The organism is Gemmatimonadaceae bacterium (assembly GCA_035606695.1).
GTDB lineage: Bacteria > Gemmatimonadota > Gemmatimonadetes > Gemmatimonadales > Gemmatimonadaceae > JAQBQB01.
In genome coordinates, this window is the sequence record DATNEW010000027.1 from 183,642 (window position 1) to 202,383 (window position 18,742).

Below are 18,742 nucleotides of genomic sequence, written 5' to 3' on the forward strand. Positions count from 1 at the left end.
CGCCGCTTCCACTCGCTCTTAGCCTTTAGGCCGTAGCCTCCTCGAACTGCTCTTCCATCTCCGCGGTCTTTCGCACCGCCCTGATCGCCGTTCCGCCCGCCACGACGGCGCCCAGGACGATGTAGATGTAAAAAGTGTAAAACCTCCACCAGAGCAACGCCGCGGCGAACAGCGCCGGCCCGATCACGCCGGCCAGTGCGGCGCGAAACGCCAGCTCGACCGCGCCGCCGCCGCCCGGCGCCGGCACTACCGCCGCGCCATACAACAATCCGAGCGGCCACAATGCCAGCGGCGCAAGCGGCGCCGACGCTCCGGCGCCGAGCACCAATGCCGGCAACACGCAAAGACGCATGGCGACGTGAACGACGGACATGGTATACGACGCCGCGGCCCAGCGCATGTCGATGTGCTTCACGCTGTCCACTGTCGAGCGGACCTGCGCGAACCAGCGCTGAATGAGCTCCCACCGCCGGCCGCCGAGCCACATGCGCCTCGCCCATCGCGGAGCATCGTCGCCGACGTGGCGGCGCGACAACGTCACCGCCACGACCGCGATGCCGATCACGAACCCGGCATACCCGCCCACCACGCCGACCAGCGCGCCGAGCACCACTCCCGCGTGCCTGAACACGATCGCGACGACCAACACGACCGTGCCGAGCGACAGCGCCTCGAGAAATAATTCGGCGAACAACACGACGAGGGCGCTCGGCGTCGGCACACCGGCTTCCGCGAGCACGAGAAAACGAGCCGGCTCCGCCCCTGAACGCGCCGGCGTGATCGACGCACCGAAATCACCGGCCAACGTCGTGCGGAGTGCCGTGGTGAATCGCAGCTCGATGTTCGCGGCTTTCGCGCTCCACGTGATCTTGAGCGAGCGCGTGAGGATCTCGATCACGACCGCGGCGATCGCCAGCGCGTGCGCGCGCAGCGGCAGTCCGATGGCGCTGCCCGCACGCCACCAGCTCACGATGAAGTACGCCGACACCCCGATCACCGCGATGAACGACGCGATGGTAAAAGCCCAGCGCTTCCAGGTCATGCCGCGAGGTGTCGGTTTGGCATTCCTGCATGTTAACACGCCAAGATGCGAGATGCCGGATGCTAGCGTGCTGCTAGCATCCGGCATCTCACATCCCGCAACTCGGTTCGCTTACGGCCAGCGTGAGATATTGCCTTCCTCGTCCGCCGCGGCACCCGCCGACGCTGCCGCCGCCGGCTTGATGATGTGGCTGATCTGCTGCCGCGCATCATCCAGATGACGCTTCGTCGCAACGTCGGTCGCACGCTTCTGCGCCGTCGCCAGCTCCGCGTCGAGCTGCTTGAGCTCTCCGCGCAGCATCGACTTGATCTCGCCCGTGTTCGACGGCGGAGCCGCCGCACCACCACGTCCACCACCCGCGCCGCCACGACCGCCTGCCGCCGCACCAGCCGCCGGCGGATTGATCTTGTTGCCGACGTCCGTCAGATAGTCGCGCTGCAGACCGCGGCGGTACGCATCGATCTTCACCGGGCCAGTGCCGTAGATCTCGGTGAATACGCCGTGGCGCAGATCGCTGAGCATCTCACCGAGCGTGTAGACGTCGCTCGGATTCTTCGCCAGCGCTTCGTTCTCGACCAGGCGCGTCATCTTCGCATCGTTCAGCAACGCGTTGATGATCGACCCCTGCGCGTTCACGATGCGCATCACTTCGCCGTTCGGTTCCGTCTTGCGAAGGATGTCCGTATCGATCAACCACGTCGGCGTCTGGAAGCCATTCTCGGCGATGAACTTCATTGCCGCCTGCTGCTTGGCTTTCGGCACCGGCGTGAACCGGACGCCGGGCTGATCGCCGTACTTCTCCTGCGAGTTCATGCCGCCCACGACGTTCGCTACGTGGCCGAGCTCCGTGCGGAACTGGCCGACTTCGCGGTTGTAGAGCTCCGCGAGCACGTCGAAGTCGTCGGTCGGCTTCACCGTCGCCGACTCGATCCACTGCATGTTGCGCTTCAGGTTCTTGAAGCCGAGCTCCGTCGCGCGCACCGGATCGATGTCGCCGACTGCCTCGGTCTCGTCACCCGGATCCGAACCGAACGCGCCGCTCGTCGAGAAGCGGAGCCACGGCTTCGTATCCTGCTCGCGCGCCCACTTGTCGAGCGTCACTTCCTTCGCCTCGGCCGAACGAATCAACTCGGCGCCGGTGTGCGTGGCGCCCTGCTGCGCGACCTGCATCGGCGTCGCGATCGGCGCGTAACCCCAGTGCGTCGCCCAGATGTCGTACGGACCAATCTTGGGGATCAACAGCTCCGGCGCGATGTGATCTTCCGGCTGCACGACGTAGTTGAAGCGCGAGTAGTCCATCAACGTCGACACGTGGCCCATCCGGCGCAGGAAGTCGGCGTTGCGGATGGAGTCGATCGGATACTGCGAGCTCGCCTTCATGTTGTGCTGGAAACCGATCGTGTGACCGACTTCATGCGCGAGCACGTATTCCAACAAACGCCCCATGAGCGAATCAGGATATGGGAACGTGCGGGCGCGCGGGTCGTTCGCCGCGGCCTGCGTGAAGTACCACGTACGCGCCAGGTTCTGCACGTTCTGATAGAACTGAATGTGCGCGTTCAGAATTTCGCCGGAACGCGGATCGTGAACGTTCGGACCGCTGGCGTTCTCCGTCGTGGACGGCAACCACCGCACCACCGAGTAGCGCGCATCTTCCGGCGACCAGTCGGGATCGTTCGTCGGCGCATCCTTGGCGATGATCGCGTGGCTGAAGCCCGCCGCTTCGAACGCCGGTTGCCAATCCTCGATCGCCTTCTTGAGCCACGGGCGCCACTTCATCGGCGTGTTCGCGTCGATGTAGTAGACGATCGGCTTCACGGGATCAGAGACCGCCGCGTTCGGATCCTTCTTCTCGAGGCGATAGCGTGTGATGAAGCAGCGCGTGTTGTTCGCCATGCGCTGGTCGTCGCCCGCGTAATCCGTCACCGTCAGCGAGAAGTAACCGACGCGATTGTCGCACAGGCGCGGCTCCATCGGCGTGTCGGGCAGCTTGTGGAAGCTGTACGACGCAACGATCGTCGCGGTCGGCGCGCTGAAGCCGGCGCCGCCGCGACCACCGGCCGGGCCGCCACGACCACCCGCGGCCGCACCACGTCCGGCGCCGCTGCTCGTCAGCGTGAGCGTCGAATACACGTTCACGTTGTCCGGGAACGTCGCCGAACGCTCGATCCACGAGCGCGTCGCGTCGATCTGATAACCCGCGCCAACACGCTGCGCCGGCGACAGCTCGGTCGGCGGCTGCGTGAAGAGGCGCGTCACGTCGATGACCGGCGCCGAATCCGGCCCGTACGCTTCGACGTTGAAGATCGCGATCACAGGATGAACGTTCGACGCCGAGACGGCGCCCGCCACCGGCGACAGCGTGTCGCTGGCCATGATCTCGTTCGAGATGCCGCGCAGCAGCACCTTGTTCTCACGACGCTCGAACTGCAGCATGCGGTTGCCCGCCGCCTGACCGTCGTAGCCCGCGCCCAGCGCGGTCTGCGCGATTTCCTGCACGAGCAGGATGTCCTTGTTCAACTGTGAACGAGGAATCTCGAACAACAGGCGATCGCCGATCGTGTGCGTCTTGAAGAGACCGTTCTTGGTCTTCGCCTGCGCCGTGACGACGCGGTTGTACGGAAGCGGATTCGTAGCGCCATTCTGGCCACCGGCGCCGCCACCTTGACCGCCCCGACCACCGCGGCCGGTCGCGGCCGGAGCGGGTGATTCGGGCGATTCTTCAGGGTTGGCGGGAGCCGAAGGCTGCGGCGCCGGCCGCGTCTGGACGGGAGCGGGCGCGGGAGCGGGTGCCGGCTTTTGCGTGCAGCCGATCGCCAGGACCGCTGCTGCCGCAGAACCGAGCACGAGTGTAGAACTCGTACGCATAGACACCTATGGGGATGGGAGACTGAAACGACGAAGGGCCGAGAGCCAGCCCTCCGTCACACGAACGGCCGGAGCGCGAAAACCGTTGATTGGCGGGCGCGCACGCCACCTGCGTTGGGTCGGGACATGGCCAAGTCGACGTTCACGAGGCGAGCGGTCGAGCTCGACACCGGCGACGAGCCGGTGCCGGGAATTCTCCAGCTGCCACACGCCGACGCGCCCGCGCCGGGCGTCGTCCTGCTGCATGGCTTCAGCTCGCGGAAGGAGCGAATAGCCGACTCCATTGGTCGCGCGCTCGCCAAACGTGGTGTCGCGAGCCTGGCGATCGACCTGCCGCTGCACGGCACGCGCGAGGGCAACATCGAGAATCTGTCGCTGCGCAATCCCATGGCGCTCGTCGCGAAGTGGCGGCTCGCCGTTCGCGAAGCGCACGACGCTCTTCAATACATGGCGGAGCACCCCGCGATCGACCCACGTCGCATCGCGCTCGCCGGCTACTCACTGGGCGCCTATCTCTCGGTGATCGTCGCGGGTGACGATCCGCTGGTTCGCGCGGTCGCCTTGGCCGCGGGCGGCGATCTGCCGTCCGAAACGCCGTTCGCGTCGCTCGTTCGAACGATCGCCGATCCGCGGCGCGCGGCGCGCCGGCTCATGGGCCGTCCGTTGTTCATGATCAACGGGCGTTACGACCGTACCATTCGCCCCGAGCAGGCGCGCGTGCTCTTCGAGGCGGCCGAGGAGCCGAAGGAGTTGCATTGGTATAACGGCGGCCATTGGCCGCCACCCGATGCGATCGAACAGGTGGCGGTTTGGCTCGCTACCCAGCTCGCATCGCGTCCATCGGATCGAGACGAGACGCACGACGCGCCGGTACATAGCTCGCCGCGAGCGCGACGGCGAAAAGCAGGACGAACACCACGCCAAACGCGATCGGGTCCGTCGTCGTGATCTGATAGAGCAAGCCTTTCAAGACTCGCGTCGCGAACACCGCCGCGACTCCCCCGGCGACCATGCCGATCATCGCCAGCCACAAGCCGTGCGAGATCACCAGGCGCACGATGTCGCGCTGGCGCGCTCCCAACGCAACGCGAATGCTGAGCTCACGCCCGCGTTGCGCCACGAGATACGCGATCACGCTATACACGCCGAGCGTCGCGAGCTGCAGCGCGATGACGCCGAATACGCCGACGAGCAGCAGCATGAAGCGGCGAGTCGCTACCGAGCGGCCAATGATCGTCTCGATCGTCTGGAATCGCAGCGCGACGTCGGGCCGGAGATCATGGAACGCGCGCCGCGCCGCCGTGGTCGTCGCCGCTTCGTTCGACGTCGCGATGATGACCTGCACCTCGCGGTGCGACGGCCGCTGCCGCGCCGACACGTAGATCGTATTCGGCGGCGGCGACGAGAGATCCTCCTCGCGCGTGTCGCCGACGACGCCGACAATGGTCATCGGCGTCAGATCGCCGTCGATGTTACCGAACTCGATGACCTTGCCGATTGCACTTTCGTTCGGCCACTGCGATTTCGCGAGCGATTGACTGATCACCGCGACGTGCGGCGCGTCGCGCCGATCTCGATCGTCGAAGAGGCGCCCGCTGATGACGGGAATGTTCAGCGCCTTGAAGTATCCGTCGGTGGCCTGCTGATAATTCGCGTATCCGCTATGCGACTTGTCGCGGAACAGCGGCTCGAGCGAGTTGAAGTCGAGCTTCACATCGGCACTCGCGAGAATGCCGAACATGCCGTTGCTGCTCCCACTGCTGAAGGGCGGTGCGCTCGCCAGACCCACCGCCGTCACACCGGGAAGCGCTCGAGCGCGCGCAAGCAGCTCATCTTCATATTGCAGACGCCGATCGAATGCCGCCGCCGGGGGACCGTCGCCGTCTTCATACGCGGCGCCGGCGATCACGACTCCCTTCGTGCGAAATCCCGGGTCGACACTCAGCAAATTGACGAAGCTCCTGGCCAGGAGCGCGGCGCCGATGAGCAGGACCACCGTCATCGCCAGCTGCGCGACGACGAGCGTCCCGCGCACGCCGTAGCTCGCGCCGCCGCTCATCGTACGCTGCGACTGCGCGAGCGCGGCACGCAAATCACCGCGCGCTCCGCGCCACGCCGCGATGATGCCCAAGGTCACCGCCGTCGCCGCCGAGACCGCGACCGCGAACGTCATGACGCCCCAGTCGATGCTCAGCTCGTTCACTCGTGGAATGGACGCCGGACGAAGCACGAGCAGCACCTTCACACCCGCGTACGCAAGCAGCAAACCGGCGACACAGCCGAGCGCCGCGAGCAATCCCGACTCGATGAGCAATTGCTGAATGAGGCGACCGCGCCCCGCGCCAAGTGCCACGCGCACCGCGATCTCATTTTCGCGCGAGGCCATCCGCGCGATCATCAAGTTCGCGACGTTGGCGCACGCGATGATGAGCAGCAACGCCGACGCGGCGAATATCAGCACGAGGAGCGGCTTGATGTCACCGATGAGCCGTTCGCGCAACGTGATCGCCGCGCCGTCGACGGTCCACGTTGCATCGCCGACCCGCGCGCGCAACGATCGAAGCATCGACGAGAGGTCTGCGTTCGCCAGCTGCAGCGACACGCCCGGCCGAATACGACCGATCACTTTCCAGTTGTGCGCTGTGTAGCTCGTGTTCTTCGAGGAGGTCTCGCGCGCTTCGAGCAGATCCGTACCCGCGGGAAATTCCTTGCCCGGCGGCAGAACGCCAACGATCGTCACCGGACCCGAGCCCGTCAGGATTTTCTTCCCGATCGCACTCGGCGAACGTCCGAATTGCCGCTCCCAGAAGCCGTCGCTGATGACGGCGACGGGTCCTGCACCGAGTTGCTGCTCTTCGGGCGCAAAGAACCGCCCGCGCAGCGGCGTGACGTGCAGGACGTCGAAGTACCCGCGCGAAACGAGCGCGTACGGGACGCGGATCGCCTCTCCGTCGCTGATCACCGGCATCACTCCCGCCTGATACTCGGCCAGCGCCTCGAAGCTGTGATTCGCCGCGACGATATCGTCGAAAGTCGGATCGGCCATGTTGCCCATGGGCTTTCCCTTCGCGTCGATACCGAGCACGTACACCATGCGCTCGGAGTCGTCGAACGGCAGCGGTCGCAGAATCACGCCGTTGACGACGCTGAAGATCGCCGTGGTGGCGCCGATGCCGAGCGCCAGCGTGATGACCGCGACCAGCGCGAAGCCCGGCGCTTTGCCGATTTGTCGCAGAGCGAAGCGCGCGTCCTGAAGGATGGAAGCCAACCGTTCACTCGTCTGCATGCGTTGCATGTGCGCAACCTCGATGGAAACACAGTAGTCTTTGAGATCATCGACGTCGCCGAACCGGCGAAGCGCCTCGGCGTAGGCCTGTTCGCGAGAGTACCCTTGCGCCTGAAGCGCGTCGGCCCGCCGCTCGACATGAAACCGCACCTCGTCGTCGAGATCGCGCACGATGCGCTCGGCCGTCGTCGGCAGCCGAAACGCGCGTCGCACACCGGCGGGAATTTGCATGAGCGTTCGCTCAACTCGTTTCGAGAATGCGCCCGACGGCCGAGGCATAGCGGCGCCACGTGGCCGTTTCGGCGCGCAGCTGCGCGCGGCCGCGCGCGGTGAGCGAGTAGTACTTCGCGCGGCGATTGTTGTCCGACAGCCCCCACTCGGCTTCGATGGCGCCGCCGTCTTCGAGGCGATGCAATGCCTTGTAGAGCGCCGCGTCGACGATCACCAGCTCACCGCCGCCGCGCTCTCCGATCCACTCGGCGATGGCGTAGCCGTGCATCGGGCCCCAGGTGAGCGTCTTGAGCACGAGGACGTCGAGTGTGCCGTGCAGGAGATCGCTTGCGTCGCGCGCCATCCTTCTCTCCACAAACCAGGTTGGGGGAGAGCACGTTAGCGCTTCGCGATGCCGCGTGTCAAGCGCATGTCACGCGGGTGTCAGACGCGCATCAAGCGCGCATCGCGTACACCTCGATCCACGGCGCCCAGTCGGCGCGCGCCGCCGCGACGCGCCGCATCACACGCTTCATCATCAACTCTTCCCGCCGAGCCCACGGGCGCGTCCATTCGTCCCCGGTGGGAACCAGCACGTCCCCGCGCACGTGTGCGATGCGAAACCCCGCATCGCCGAACAGTCGCGCCAGCGAGCGCACGCTGAATCCGGCGCGGTACGGAAACGTCAGCAGATTGTTCTGCGCAAGCGCCGCCCGCGCGGTGCGACGCACGGACGTGAAGCGGCTCCGCAACCGCCGACGCACACGCGCGTAAAACTCACCACTCGGCACCCGTACGGCGAGCACACCGCCGTCGTTCAGCAACCGCGCCGCCGCGATCACCGCGGCGCGCGGCTCCGGCAACTGATCGAAGGTGTTCCAGATTGCGACCGCGTCGAAGCGTCGGTCGTCGTCGAACGTACTGAGCGTGCCATCGTGCACCGCAAAGCCGAGCGAGCGTGTGAACTCGTTGATCTCGGGATTGATGTCGAGCCCTTCGACGCTCAGTCCTTCGTCGCGTGCGGCGGAGAGAAACGCGCCAGCGTAGCTTCCGACCTCGAGCCCCGATCCGCCACGACCGAGCACGCGACGCAGCTCGCGCGCTTGATCGCGAATGGCGGGCAACTGCGTGTCGTGCAGCGATCGCAGGACGTCGCGATCCGGCGTGGTACGCGCGTAGATCTCGGTGAGCTCGTGCGAGCGCTCGACGGGATTGCGATAGACGAGCCCACACTCGCGACAGCGGACGACGGCGATGGGCGGATGCTGCGAGAACGCCACCCGATCGAGCAATCGTTCGGGTGGCGTGTCGGGACGCAGGCGTGCTTGATGGAATTCCCACAGCGCTTCGACTTCGGCGCGCAGGTCATCCTGATCGGCGATGAGATCGGAGTCCGAGTGGCCGCAAACGGCGCAGTGGGCGGGTTCGTACGATATGGACACGCTGCCGAGCGAATGCACGAGCGATGCCGAGGCAAAAGACCGTCATCCCGAGCGAAGCGAGGGATCCAACGTCTCCCTCAGAGAGCTGGCCGCTCTACTGGGACGATAGATCCCTCGATCGCTTCGCTCACTCGGGGTGACAGCCGAATCTTCACGGAATCTTGTAAAAGTCGATTTGATTGTCATTGAACCGCGGAATCGCCACCACGCTCCGCTTCGTATCCACCGCAATGTCGGCCGGCCCCGACACACCGGTCACGAGCTTCGACAGCACGCCGTTCCGCACGACGTTCACCGTGCCGTCGGCCCAACTCGACACGAGAATGCGGCCGTCGGCGAGCACTTCGACGCCGTCGTACTGACCGGGCCCCTGTACGAGCGTTGCGGTCGTCTTGTCGCCGTCCTTCCAGGTTTGCACCGATTTTCCGTCCGACGGACCGAGCACGAATCGCGCGTTCGCTTTGTCCCAGGTGATCCCGTTCGGCGAGTTGAGCGAATCGACCTTGATCGACGTCGCCTTCCCGCCCGCGATCCTGAAGATCTGATCCGTGCCCGGATGTGACTGGCCGCCCTTGTCGTCGAACGCAATGCCGGTGTCGGTGACGTACACGGAACCATCTCCGCCGATCGCGACGTCGTTCAGAAACGTCGCGTTCTGCGACGAGAGATCGATGTCCGCGAGCTGGGCGCCGGTCTTTCGATTGAACGCGCGCACGTGATTGATGTCGGCCACCCATAACGTGTCGCCCGATAACGCGAGGCCCTTCGGTGCATCGAGTGTCACACCGTTCTTTCCGCCTTCGACGAGCATCCTCATCGCCGCGCCGGTGCTGTCCGCGCGCAGAATCGCGATGAACCCGTTGTTGTCGTGCTGCGACGGATTGCCGTTGATGTTCGAGACGTAGTAGAGATCGAGCTCCGGATCGTATCGCACGGACTCGGGCGTCTTCATACCGGTTGCTTCGCCGAGTTTGGCGGCGGCGGGCGCGTTCGAGTCCGTTTTCGCGCAGGCCGGCAACACGATGGTTGCGAGCGGGAGGGCGATAATGAGTGAACGCATCGTAGATCTCCTGGTTGGGTCGCCGGACACAAAAAAACGGTGCTACGACAACGTCTGACAAGATCCGACAACATCTGAGCAGGACAGCAGCCCCTCTCGCCAGATTCGGCCACCGCGCCGTTCAACAGATCCGGTCAGATTCTGCCGGACCTGGTCGTAGTATGACGCAGTTGATCTGTTCATTGGCGTCCCCACTAGAGTCGCGCCAGATTCTCTGCCATGAGACATCTCCCACTCCTCGCGGCACTGCTGCCGTCGCTGCTCCTCGCCCAGCGCGACTCCGTCGCCTTCGCCGGCCTGCACTGGCGCGAGATCGGCCCCTATCGCGGCGGTCGCTCCGTCGCCGCAACCGGGAATCCATCACGCCCCGATGAATTCTGGATGGGCAGCCCCGGCGGCGGCGTCTTCAAATCGATCAACGCCGGCCAGTCGTGGGCGCCCATCACCGACAAATATTTCGGCGGAACGATCGGCGCCATCGCCGTCGCACCGTCGGCGCCCGACATCGTCTATGTCGGCGGCGGCGAGTATCCCATCCGCGGCAATGTCTCGCATGGCGACGGCGTCTGGAAGACCACCGACGGCGGCAAGACCTGGGTCTCGCTCGGGCTTCGCGACACTCGGCAGATTGGCGACATCGTCGTGAACCCGACCAATCCCGACATCGTTTACGTCGGCGCGCTCGGACACGTGTGGGCGCCGAATGCCGAACGGGGCGTCTATCGCTCGAAGGACGGCGGCCGGACGTGGCAGAAGATTCTCTTTAGAAATGACTCAACGGGCGTCGTCGATCTCGTCATGGACCCGAACAACCCCAGCGTGCTGTACGCGGGATTCTGGCAGGCGGGGCGCACGCCGTGGCTGTTATCGTCCGGCGGCAACGGCAGTGGTCTGTGGAAGACGACGGACGGCGGCGACAACTGGGTCGAGCTCACGCGCAATCCCGGATTGCCCGCGGGCATCTGGGGCAACATCGGCGTCACCGTATCCGGCGCGAATTCGAACCGGCTTTGGGCGAACATCGAGGCCGACTCCGGCGGCGTGTTCCGTTCCGACGACGGCGGTCGAACGTGGACGCAAACCAACAGCGATCGCAATCTCCGCCAGCGCGCCTGGTATTACACGAAGATTCACGCCGATCCCAAGGACACGAATGTCGTCTACGACAACAACGTGTCGTTCATGAAGTCGACCGACGGCGGCAAGACGTTCCGTGCCGTGCGCGGCATGCAGCATGGCGACTCTCACGACCTGTGGATCGATCCGAAGAATCCCAACCGCATGGTCGAGTCGGACGACGGCGGCGCCGAAGTCAGCGTCGACGGCGGCAAGACGTGGAGCGACGAAGACTTCGCGACGGCGCAGTTCTATCATGTCATCGCGACCACGCATTTTCCGTATCATGTCTGCGGCGCGCAGCAGGACAATTCCACGCTCTGCGGGCCGAGCCGCGGTGATTTAGACATCTCTCAATGGCTCGAGGCGGGCGGCGGCGAGTCGGGCTGGATCGCCGCGCGCGCCGACACTCCCGACATCGTGTACGCGGGCAGCTACGGCAATCTGCTCACGCGCAAGGATCTGCGGACGGGAATCACCGCCAACGTGAATCCGTGGCCCGACAATCCGATGGGCCACCCGGCGATGGACCCGAAGTACCGCTTCCAGTGGACGTTCCCCATCGTCGTGTCGAAGCACAACTCGAACGTCGTGTACGCCGGCTCCAACGTCGTGCACAAGACGACGAACGGCGGCCGGAGCTGGACCGTCATCTCCCCCGACCTTACCTACCACGATCCCGCCACGCTCGGCAACTCGGGCGGGCCGATCACCAAGGACCAGACGTCCGTCGAGTATTACGCGACTGTTTTCGTGATCGAGGAATCGCCGATCACGCCAAGGATTCTGTGGACTGGATCAGACGACGGCAAGGTGTTCGTCACGCGCGACGGCGGTGTGCATTGGACGGATGTCACGCCCAAGGACATGCTGAAGTTCACGCGCCTCTCGAGCATCGACGCGTCGAAGTTCGGCGAGTGCATCGCCTACGTGGCCGCGAATCGGTTTCAGCTCGACGACGATCGGCCATATCTATGGAAGACAGCCGACTGCGGCGCGCATTGGGCGCGCATCGATGGAGCGCTTCCGTCAACCGAGTTCACGCGCGTGGTGCGCGAGGATCCCGACAAACGCGGCCTGCTCGTGGCCGGCACCGAGCGCGGCACGTGGTACTCGCCCGACGACGGCACACACTGGCAGTCGCTGCGACTCAATCTGCCGTACGTACCTGTTCACGATTTGGTATTCAAGAACGGTGACATCGTGCTCGCGACACACGGCCGCGGCTTCTACATCATGGACGACATCTCGACGCTCGAGCAGATGACCGACGCCGTCGCGGCGAGCGACGCGCACCTGTTCACGCCGCGCGATCAGTACCGCCTGGCGAGCGGCGGCGGCTTCGGCGGCGGCGGACGCGGCGGCGCGGGTGCCGCACAGCAGGTGACGCCCGAGAACGCGCCAGTCCATCCCACCGGCCAGAATCCACCGAATGGCGTCGTCGTGCAGTACTGGCTCAAGTCGGCAAATCACACGGTGGCGCTCGATTTCCTCGACGCCACCGGCAAGGTCATTCGCAGCTACTCGAGCAAATCGGACACGACGCGCGCGCAGCCGAACGCAGGCGACGATTTCTTCGCGCCGCCGCCGCCGGCGCGCGCGCCCAATCAGCGCGGCGTGAACACCTTCGTGTGGAACATGCGCTATCCGGACGCGTCGAGTTTCCCGGGCATGATCCTCTGGGCCGCCAGCGTGACGGGCCCGCAAGTCCCGCCCGGCACGTACAAGGTGCGCATGCTGGTCGACGCCAAGCCGATTGCCACCGAGGCGTTCAGGATTCTCCCCGATCCGCGCGTGAAGGCCACGCTCGCCGAGTGGGACGCGCAGGCGAAGCTCGCGCTCCAGATTCGCGATCGCTTCTCCGAAGCGAACGACGGAGTCACCGACATTCGCCGCGTGAAAGCCGAGCTCCGCGACCGCCAATCCAAAATCCCCGCCGCGCAGCAAGGCGCCTTCTCGGCACTCGCCGGCGCGTTTGGCGCGGCATTGAGCCAGGTCGAGGATTCGCTGTATCAGACGAAGAATCGCAGCGGCCAGGACCCGCTGAATTATCCCATCCGTCTCAACAACCGCATTGGCGCGCTGCTCGGTGTGGTGCAGAGCGCCGATGGCGCGCCGACCAAACAGTCATACGACGTGTACACCGTCGTCTCGAAGGAGCTGAACGTTCAGATGACGAAACTGAAACAGCTCATGAACGAGAATCTGCCGAAGATCAACGCGATGCTGAAAGCGGCGGGGCTCAAGGAGATCGAGCAGAAAGGACCCATCGCTTGAGCGATGGGCGTTGTGCGATGGGGGTTGGGCGTGAGACTCCATGACCGCCCATCACCCATCACCCATCACCCACCGGGACCGCCATGCCCATCGCATGATACCCCTTGTCGACGTACACCGTCGACCCGGTAATCCCCGACGCCAACGGCGAACACAAAAACGCCGCCGCGTTCCCGACCTCTTCCGCCGTGAGCTTCTCCGTCAACGGCGCGTTCGCCGAGACATACTCCACCATCTTTCCGATGATGCCGATCGCGCTCGCCGCGCGCGACGCCAACGGGCCCGCCGAGATGGTATTGACCCGCACGCCAAACTTCCGCCCGGCCTCGAACGCGAGCGTTCGGGTATCGCTCTCGAGGGCCGCTTTGGCCGACGACATCCCGCCGCCGTAGCCCGGAATCACGCGCTCGCTCGCCATGTAGGTCAGCGACACGAACGAGCCACCGTCGCGCATCAGCGGCCCAAGACGCTGCACCATCGACACCATCGAATACGCGCTCGCGCTCACGGCGCCGACATAGCCGTTACGGCTCACCTCGAGCAGCGGCTTCTTCACTTCCGGCCCGTTCGCGAGCGAGTGAACGACGATGTCGAGCGGCTTTGCTCCGAAATCCGCCACGAGCCGCTGGGCCAGTCCGCCGATCGAGCAGTCGCCCACATCCGCATACCGTTTGTTGTTTCGAACCTCGTCCGGCATCTCGTCGTAGGAGTCGTAAACGGCGTCCAGCGGATAGATCTTCTCGAACGTCAGCAGGTCGCCCGACGAGAGCTTGCGTGATTCATCCATCTTCCCGCGCTCGAGCAGATTCAAAAAGATATTCAGCGCCGGCGGCCACGTCCCCACCGACACGCTCGCGCCGGCCTCGGCGAGTGCCTTCGCGATGGCGAATCCAAAGCCGGCATCATCGGCGACACCCGCGACCAGCGCGCGGCGGCCAGTGAGATCGAGGGAAAGCATGGCGGAGAATATAGGCCGCTCAGGGATTGTAACCCACAGCGCCCACATTTCGTCTAGTGGGCGACGACGTTCACGGGAGGGGCGCGGTGGCGACAGTACTGTATGTCGATGACGAAGACGCGATCCGGCGAGCGCTTCGTTCGTGGTTGGTTCGCCGAGGTCACGTGGTCTTCACCGCGGGTTCCGGCGAAGAGGCCCGCGCCGTGCTCGAATCGCAAACGGTCGACGGCGTCTTCATCGACATCTGGCTGGGCACCGAAAGCGGCTTCGATCTCTTCGAGTGGATCGACATGCACCGGCCCAAGGTGGCCGAGAACGCTGTTTTCGTCACAGGCGACATCATCCGCGACCCCGACGTCGAGCGTTCCCTGAACGCCCTCGAGCGTCCCGTGTTGACGAAACCCTTTGAACTTGGCGAGCTCGAGCGAATCGTTCGCGGGTGGACAGCGCAGTAGGCGGCACGCATCCTGTAATTCGCGATGGATGTGAGCCAACCTGCCCGCCCATTGATCATTGGCCGGGACGACAGCGATTTGCCTGTCGTTCCCGGTCCCTCGTTCGCGCGCGGTTTGTGGCGCATTGCTGCCGCGGACGTGTCGAGCGGGAATCAGGTCAAACTGCTGCGCGACGGACCCGCGACCTTCGAGACGATGATCGAGCTCATCGACGGCGCCGAGCAAAGTGTCGCGCTCGAGAGCTACATCTTTCGGTCGGACGAGGTCGGCAAGGACATGGCGAGCGCGCTCGAGCGCGCCGTTCAACGCGGAGCGAACGTTCGCTTACTGCTGGATTGGGTCGGCGCGCGCGGTACCTCGCGGAAGTTCATCAAGCAGATCCGCCACCGCGGCGTCGACGTCGCGATCTTCAACGCGCCCGGCTTCCACCGCTGGCTCGGCGCTGTGCCTCGCGATCACCGCAAGCTCCTGGTCGTGGACGGATCCGTCGGCGTGACCGGCGGCGTCGGCGTGGGCCGCGAATGGACGACCGGCGTTCAGAAGAAGCAGCGGTCGCGCTGGCGCGACACCGCGGTGAAGATCGAAGGACCCGCGGCGCACGACATGATGTCGGCGTTCGATCACATGTGGCGCCGCACCAAAGGGCACGAGCGGCGCGGATCGCACCGCTTCCTGCGCCGGCCCGCGCGGGGCGCCCATCTCGATCCCGCAACAGACCAGCCCGCGCTCGTCGGCATCATCGAAGGCGAACCGCTGCGCTGGCGCGTGTCCCGCGCGCTGCAGATTCAGGCGATCTCGGCGCGGCGATCGATCTGGATCGCCACCGCGTACTTCACGCCGTCGCCATCGGAGGTCGAAGCGCTGAATGGTGCCGCGCGCGACGGAGTCGACGTTCGCATTCTCTTGCCAAGCCGCAACGATCATCCATGGGTTTCGCTGCTCGCGCGGCGCTACTACCGGCGGCTGCTCACCAACGGCGTGCGTCTCTGGGAGTGGCAAGGCGAGATGATGCACGCCAAGACCAGCGTGGTGGATGGACGCTGGGTACGCGTCGGTTCCACGGACTTCAACCCACTCGGCGTCGCGATCAATTACGAGCTCGACGCCGTCATCGAAGACGCCGCGCTCGGGCGGGAAGCCGAGCACATGTTTCTGGCTGATTTGGAAGGATCTCGTGAAGTCACTCTGTAGTCTGTTGCTGGCTGCGACGCTCGCGGCGCCCCTGGTGCCCCTGGTGCCCGCGGCCGCGCAAGTCGATACGATCCGTCCCTCGCATTCCCTGTTCACCTGGCGTGACGGAGTGCTCGCCGCCGGCTTCGCGGTCGCGACGGTCGCCATTCGCCCGCTCGACAAGGCGGCGGCAAATGTATTACAGAATCCTTATCGTCAAAAAAACCGGGTGTTCAAGACGGCGGCGACCATCGTTCGCGACGTCGCGCAGCCGGGCTCCTACGTGATCGGCGCATCGATGTTCGCCGCCGGGAAGGCCACGCACTCGGAACGGCTCGCCGAAGTCGGTCTCCACGGTACCGAAGCGTTGGCGATCGGCGCGCTGTTCGCCGACGGGTTGAAGTACACGTTCGGTCGCGCGCGGCCGTTCGTCGATACGGTGCCCAATCCGGACAACTGGCAACTCTTTCGCGGCACGAAAGGCGGGAACTATCAATCGTTTCCGTCGGGGCATACGACGGCGGCGTTCGCCGCCGCGGCAGCCGTGAGCGCCGAAACGAGTCGGTGGTATCCCGAGCTCACGTATTTTCTCATCGGGCCCGTGATGTACGGCGGCGCCACGGCCGTGGGCCTATCGCGCATGTACAACAATCGGCATTGGGCGAGCGACGTGATCATGGGTGCCGCGATCGGCACCTTCGCCGGAACGAAGGTGGTGCGTTATCATCGTACGCACCCCGGCAACAAGGTCGACAAATCGCTTCTGAACATCGGTTGGTCGCCCGGACATGGGCTGACGCTGGGCGTCGTGCGCTGAGTCGTAGTTCCCAACGCCCAACGCCTGGCGCTCACCGCGGATGAAGCCCGGTCTCATCATCATGGCGGAGCTTCGCGGCGAGATCGCTGAACGGGTGCACGCGATTCAACAGCAGTTCGATCCGCGCATGGCCGCGGAGCTGCCGCCGCACATCACGATCACGGGTTCATCGGGCATGGGTCCTATCGCGCCGGATACGGGTGACGACCAAGTGCGGTCGGCCCTCGAGCCGATCGCCGCCGGTACCGCGCCGATCGTCGCGCGCCTCGAGCCGCCGATGCGCTTCATGCAGAGTCCCGTGGTCGTGATGACCATCGATCCCAACGGTCCCATCCGCGCGCTGCACGAAAAGATCAAGCTGAGCGGCTTATCATACGAGCAGCCGCGCTTCACGTTCACGCCGCATCTCACGCTCAGCTTCTATCCCGAGCTGGCGCGCGACCGGCTGCGCGAGCTGCTGCGCTTTCGCATCGCCGAGCCCATTCTCATCGATTCCATTCAGGCGTACCGCGCGATCGATCTGACGCGAACCGTCAAAGTCGTCGATCTCCCGCTGGGCGCCGTGTAAGCACGCACGCAATGTCACCATCCGAGCTCGCACCGCCCGAGATCCTTCGCCGCATCGAAGCCGACGCCGACGCGCAGGTGGGACGCGCGTTCATGCAAATCGCGGCCGACTACTTCACCCAAACACGCGCGCGCGATAGCCGCGTTTCAACTCCGCACACACCGGCTGGTCTCGCGGCTCGATTCGACGAACCGCTCCCGCGCGATGGTCATGCGATCGACGAGATCATCGCGCGCATTCGCGCCGACGTCGTTCCGGACAGCAATCATCTCTTTCATCCGCGCTACGCCGGCCATCAGATCGCCGGGCCGTTGCCCGCGGCAGTGTGGACCGAAGCCGTCACGGCCGCGCTCAATCAATCCGTCGCGGTCTTCGAGATGTCGCCCGTGGGGACGGTGCTCGAGCATCGCGTCATCGCATGGATGTGCGCGCTCGCCGGCTTCGGTGCGGAAGGTGGCGGAACGCTGACGAGCGGCGGGACTGAAGCCACGTTCACCGCACTGCTCGCGGCGCGCGGCGCGGCGATTCCCGATGCGTGGACGAATGGCGTCGGCGCCGATCCGCCACTGCTTCTGTGCGGCGAGCACGCCCACTATGCCGTCACGCGCGCCGGTGCGGAGTTGGGCATTGGCATGCGACACGTACTGCCGATTCGCTCGCGAGACTATCGCATGGACGTCGATGCGCTGCACTCCGCGCTGCACGAGTTGTCGCGAAAGGGCAAGCGCGTGATGGCCGTCGTCGCAACCGCCGGCTCGACAGCGACGGGGTCGATCGACGATCTCGACGCGATCGCATCGCTCTGCGACGAACATGGCATCTGGCTGCACGTCGACGCCGCGCACGGCGGCTCGGCGCTCTTCTCGGCGAAGCATCGCGCGCGACTCGCCGGCATCGAGCGCGCCAGGTCGCTTGCGTGGGATCCGCACAAGATGATGCTCGTTCCCACACAAGCAGGCATGATCCTCGTCCGGAACGAGCGCGACCTCGACGCCGCGTTCTCGCAACGCGCGCCGTATCTGTTTCAAGGCGGACACGGCGAGCGAAGCTGGGATCAGGGAACTCGTAATTTCATTTGCTCGCGACGCGCCGACGTGCTCAAGCTCTGGGTCGCGTTGCAGCGGCATGGCGCGGACGCCTTCGGCGCGATGTACGATTACTTCTGCGATCTGACGCGGCTCGTCTATGACGAAGTCATGGAGCGCCCCGACTTCGAGCCGCTCCACGAGCCGGAATGCAACATCCTGTGCTTCCGCTACGTCGGCGATCGATCGCGCACTGACGAGCAGCTCGACATGCTCAATCGCGAGATTCGCGAGCGCTACAACGTATCGGGCGAAGGCTGGATCACGGCGACGAACCTCGATGGCCGCCGCGTGCTGCGTGTGACGATGATGAATCCACGCACCACGGCGACCGACGTGCGAGAGATTCTCGACGGCCTGGCGAGAGTGGCGCGCGCGATCGGCTAAC

13 protein-coding genes and 1 pseudogene are annotated in these 18,742 nt (G+C 65.2%); 7 read left to right on the forward strand and 7 right to left on the reverse strand.

Annotated elements, in window-relative coordinates; translation table 11 throughout:
* Positions 1–25 precede the first annotated feature (25 nt).
* A complete protein-coding gene (locus VN706_14065; protein HXT16760.1) occupies positions 26–1,042 on the reverse strand; it encodes a lysylphosphatidylglycerol synthase transmembrane domain-containing protein in 1,017 nt (338 codons plus the stop codon).
* Between the two features lie 111 nt (positions 1,043–1,153).
* Positions 1,154–3,910 carry a zinc-dependent metalloprotease gene (locus tag VN706_14070; protein HXT16761.1) on the reverse strand — a complete coding sequence of 919 codons (2,757 nt, stop codon included), beginning with the start codon at positions 3,908–3,910 and terminating at the stop codon, positions 1,154–1,156.
* Between the two features lie 126 nt (positions 3,911–4,036).
* Here VN706_14070 and VN706_14075 point away from each other — a divergent pair.
* Positions 4,037–4,699 (forward strand): annotated as a pseudogene (locus VN706_14075) (alpha/beta fold hydrolase).
* Positions 4,700–4,727: 28 nt separating this feature from the next.
* Here VN706_14075 and VN706_14080 read toward each other — a convergent pair.
* The 4 genes from VN706_14080 to VN706_14095 form a co-directional block, all read right to left on the reverse strand.
* Positions 4,728–7,427: an ABC transporter permease gene (locus tag VN706_14080; protein HXT16762.1), complete on the reverse strand. Its 2,700-nt coding sequence runs from the start codon at positions 7,425–7,427 to the stop codon at positions 4,728–4,730.
* A gap of 10 nt (positions 7,428–7,437) precedes the next feature.
* Complete coding sequence (locus VN706_14085; GenBank protein ID HXT16763.1) at positions 7,438–7,770, reverse strand: PadR family transcriptional regulator; 333 nt, start codon at positions 7,768–7,770, stop codon at positions 7,438–7,440.
* Positions 7,771–7,861: 91 nt separating this feature from the next.
* Positions 7,862–8,848: a class I SAM-dependent methyltransferase gene (locus VN706_14090; protein ID HXT16764.1), complete on the reverse strand. Its 987-nt coding sequence runs from the start codon at positions 8,846–8,848 to the stop codon at positions 7,862–7,864.
* Between the two features lie 151 nt (positions 8,849–8,999).
* Positions 9,000–9,908, reverse strand: a complete 909-nt coding sequence (locus VN706_14095; GenBank protein ID HXT16765.1) for an SMP-30/gluconolactonase/LRE family protein — start codon at positions 9,906–9,908, stop codon at positions 9,000–9,002.
* 219 nt (positions 9,909–10,127) lie between these two features.
* On the opposite strand from VN706_14095, the gene VN706_14100 reads away from it, so the two are divergent.
* Positions 10,128–13,301 carry a glycosyl hydrolase gene (locus VN706_14100; protein HXT16766.1) on the forward strand — a complete coding sequence of 1,058 codons (3,174 nt, stop codon included), beginning with the start codon at positions 10,128–10,130 and terminating at the stop codon, positions 13,299–13,301.
* A 58-nt stretch (positions 13,302–13,359) separates the two neighbouring features.
* On the opposite strand, the gene VN706_14105 is transcribed toward VN706_14100, so the two are convergent.
* The gene (locus tag VN706_14105) at positions 13,360–14,259 is read right to left on the reverse strand and encodes an enoyl-[acyl-carrier-protein] reductase (GenBank protein ID HXT16767.1); all 900 of its coding nucleotides are present in this window, start codon (positions 14,257–14,259) and stop codon (positions 13,360–13,362) included.
* Between the two features lie 86 nt (positions 14,260–14,345).
* Here VN706_14105 and VN706_14110 point away from each other — a divergent pair, with 86 nt between their 5' ends.
* Genes VN706_14110 through VN706_14130 form a run of 5 tightly spaced genes read left to right on the forward strand, consistent with a single transcriptional unit; the run spans position 14,346 to position 18,741 of the window.
* Positions 14,346–14,714, forward strand: coding sequence for a response regulator (locus VN706_14110; GenBank protein ID HXT16768.1), 369 nt, complete (start codon positions 14,346–14,348; stop codon positions 14,712–14,714).
* Positions 14,715–14,765: 51 nt separating this feature from the next.
* Positions 14,766–15,905, forward strand: a complete 1,140-nt coding sequence (locus VN706_14115; protein ID HXT16769.1) for a phosphatidylserine/phosphatidylglycerophosphate/cardiolipin synthase family protein — start codon at positions 14,766–14,768, stop codon at positions 15,903–15,905.
* On the forward strand, positions 15,889–16,701 hold the full coding sequence (locus VN706_14120) for a phosphatase PAP2 family protein (protein ID HXT16770.1): 813 nt from the start codon (positions 15,889–15,891) through the stop codon (positions 16,699–16,701). Before VN706_14115 ends, VN706_14120 begins: the two co-directional genes overlap by 17 nt.
* Before the next feature lie 40 nt (positions 16,702–16,741).
* Positions 16,742–17,269, forward strand: a complete 528-nt coding sequence (locus tag VN706_14125; protein HXT16771.1) for a 2'-5' RNA ligase family protein — start codon at positions 16,742–16,744, stop codon at positions 17,267–17,269.
* 11 nt (positions 17,270–17,280) lie between these two features.
* Complete coding sequence (locus VN706_14130; GenBank protein HXT16772.1) at positions 17,281–18,741, forward strand: aminotransferase class I/II-fold pyridoxal phosphate-dependent enzyme; 1,461 nt, start codon at positions 17,281–17,283, stop codon at positions 18,739–18,741.
* The last annotated feature ends 1 nt before the right edge of the window (position 18,742 follow it).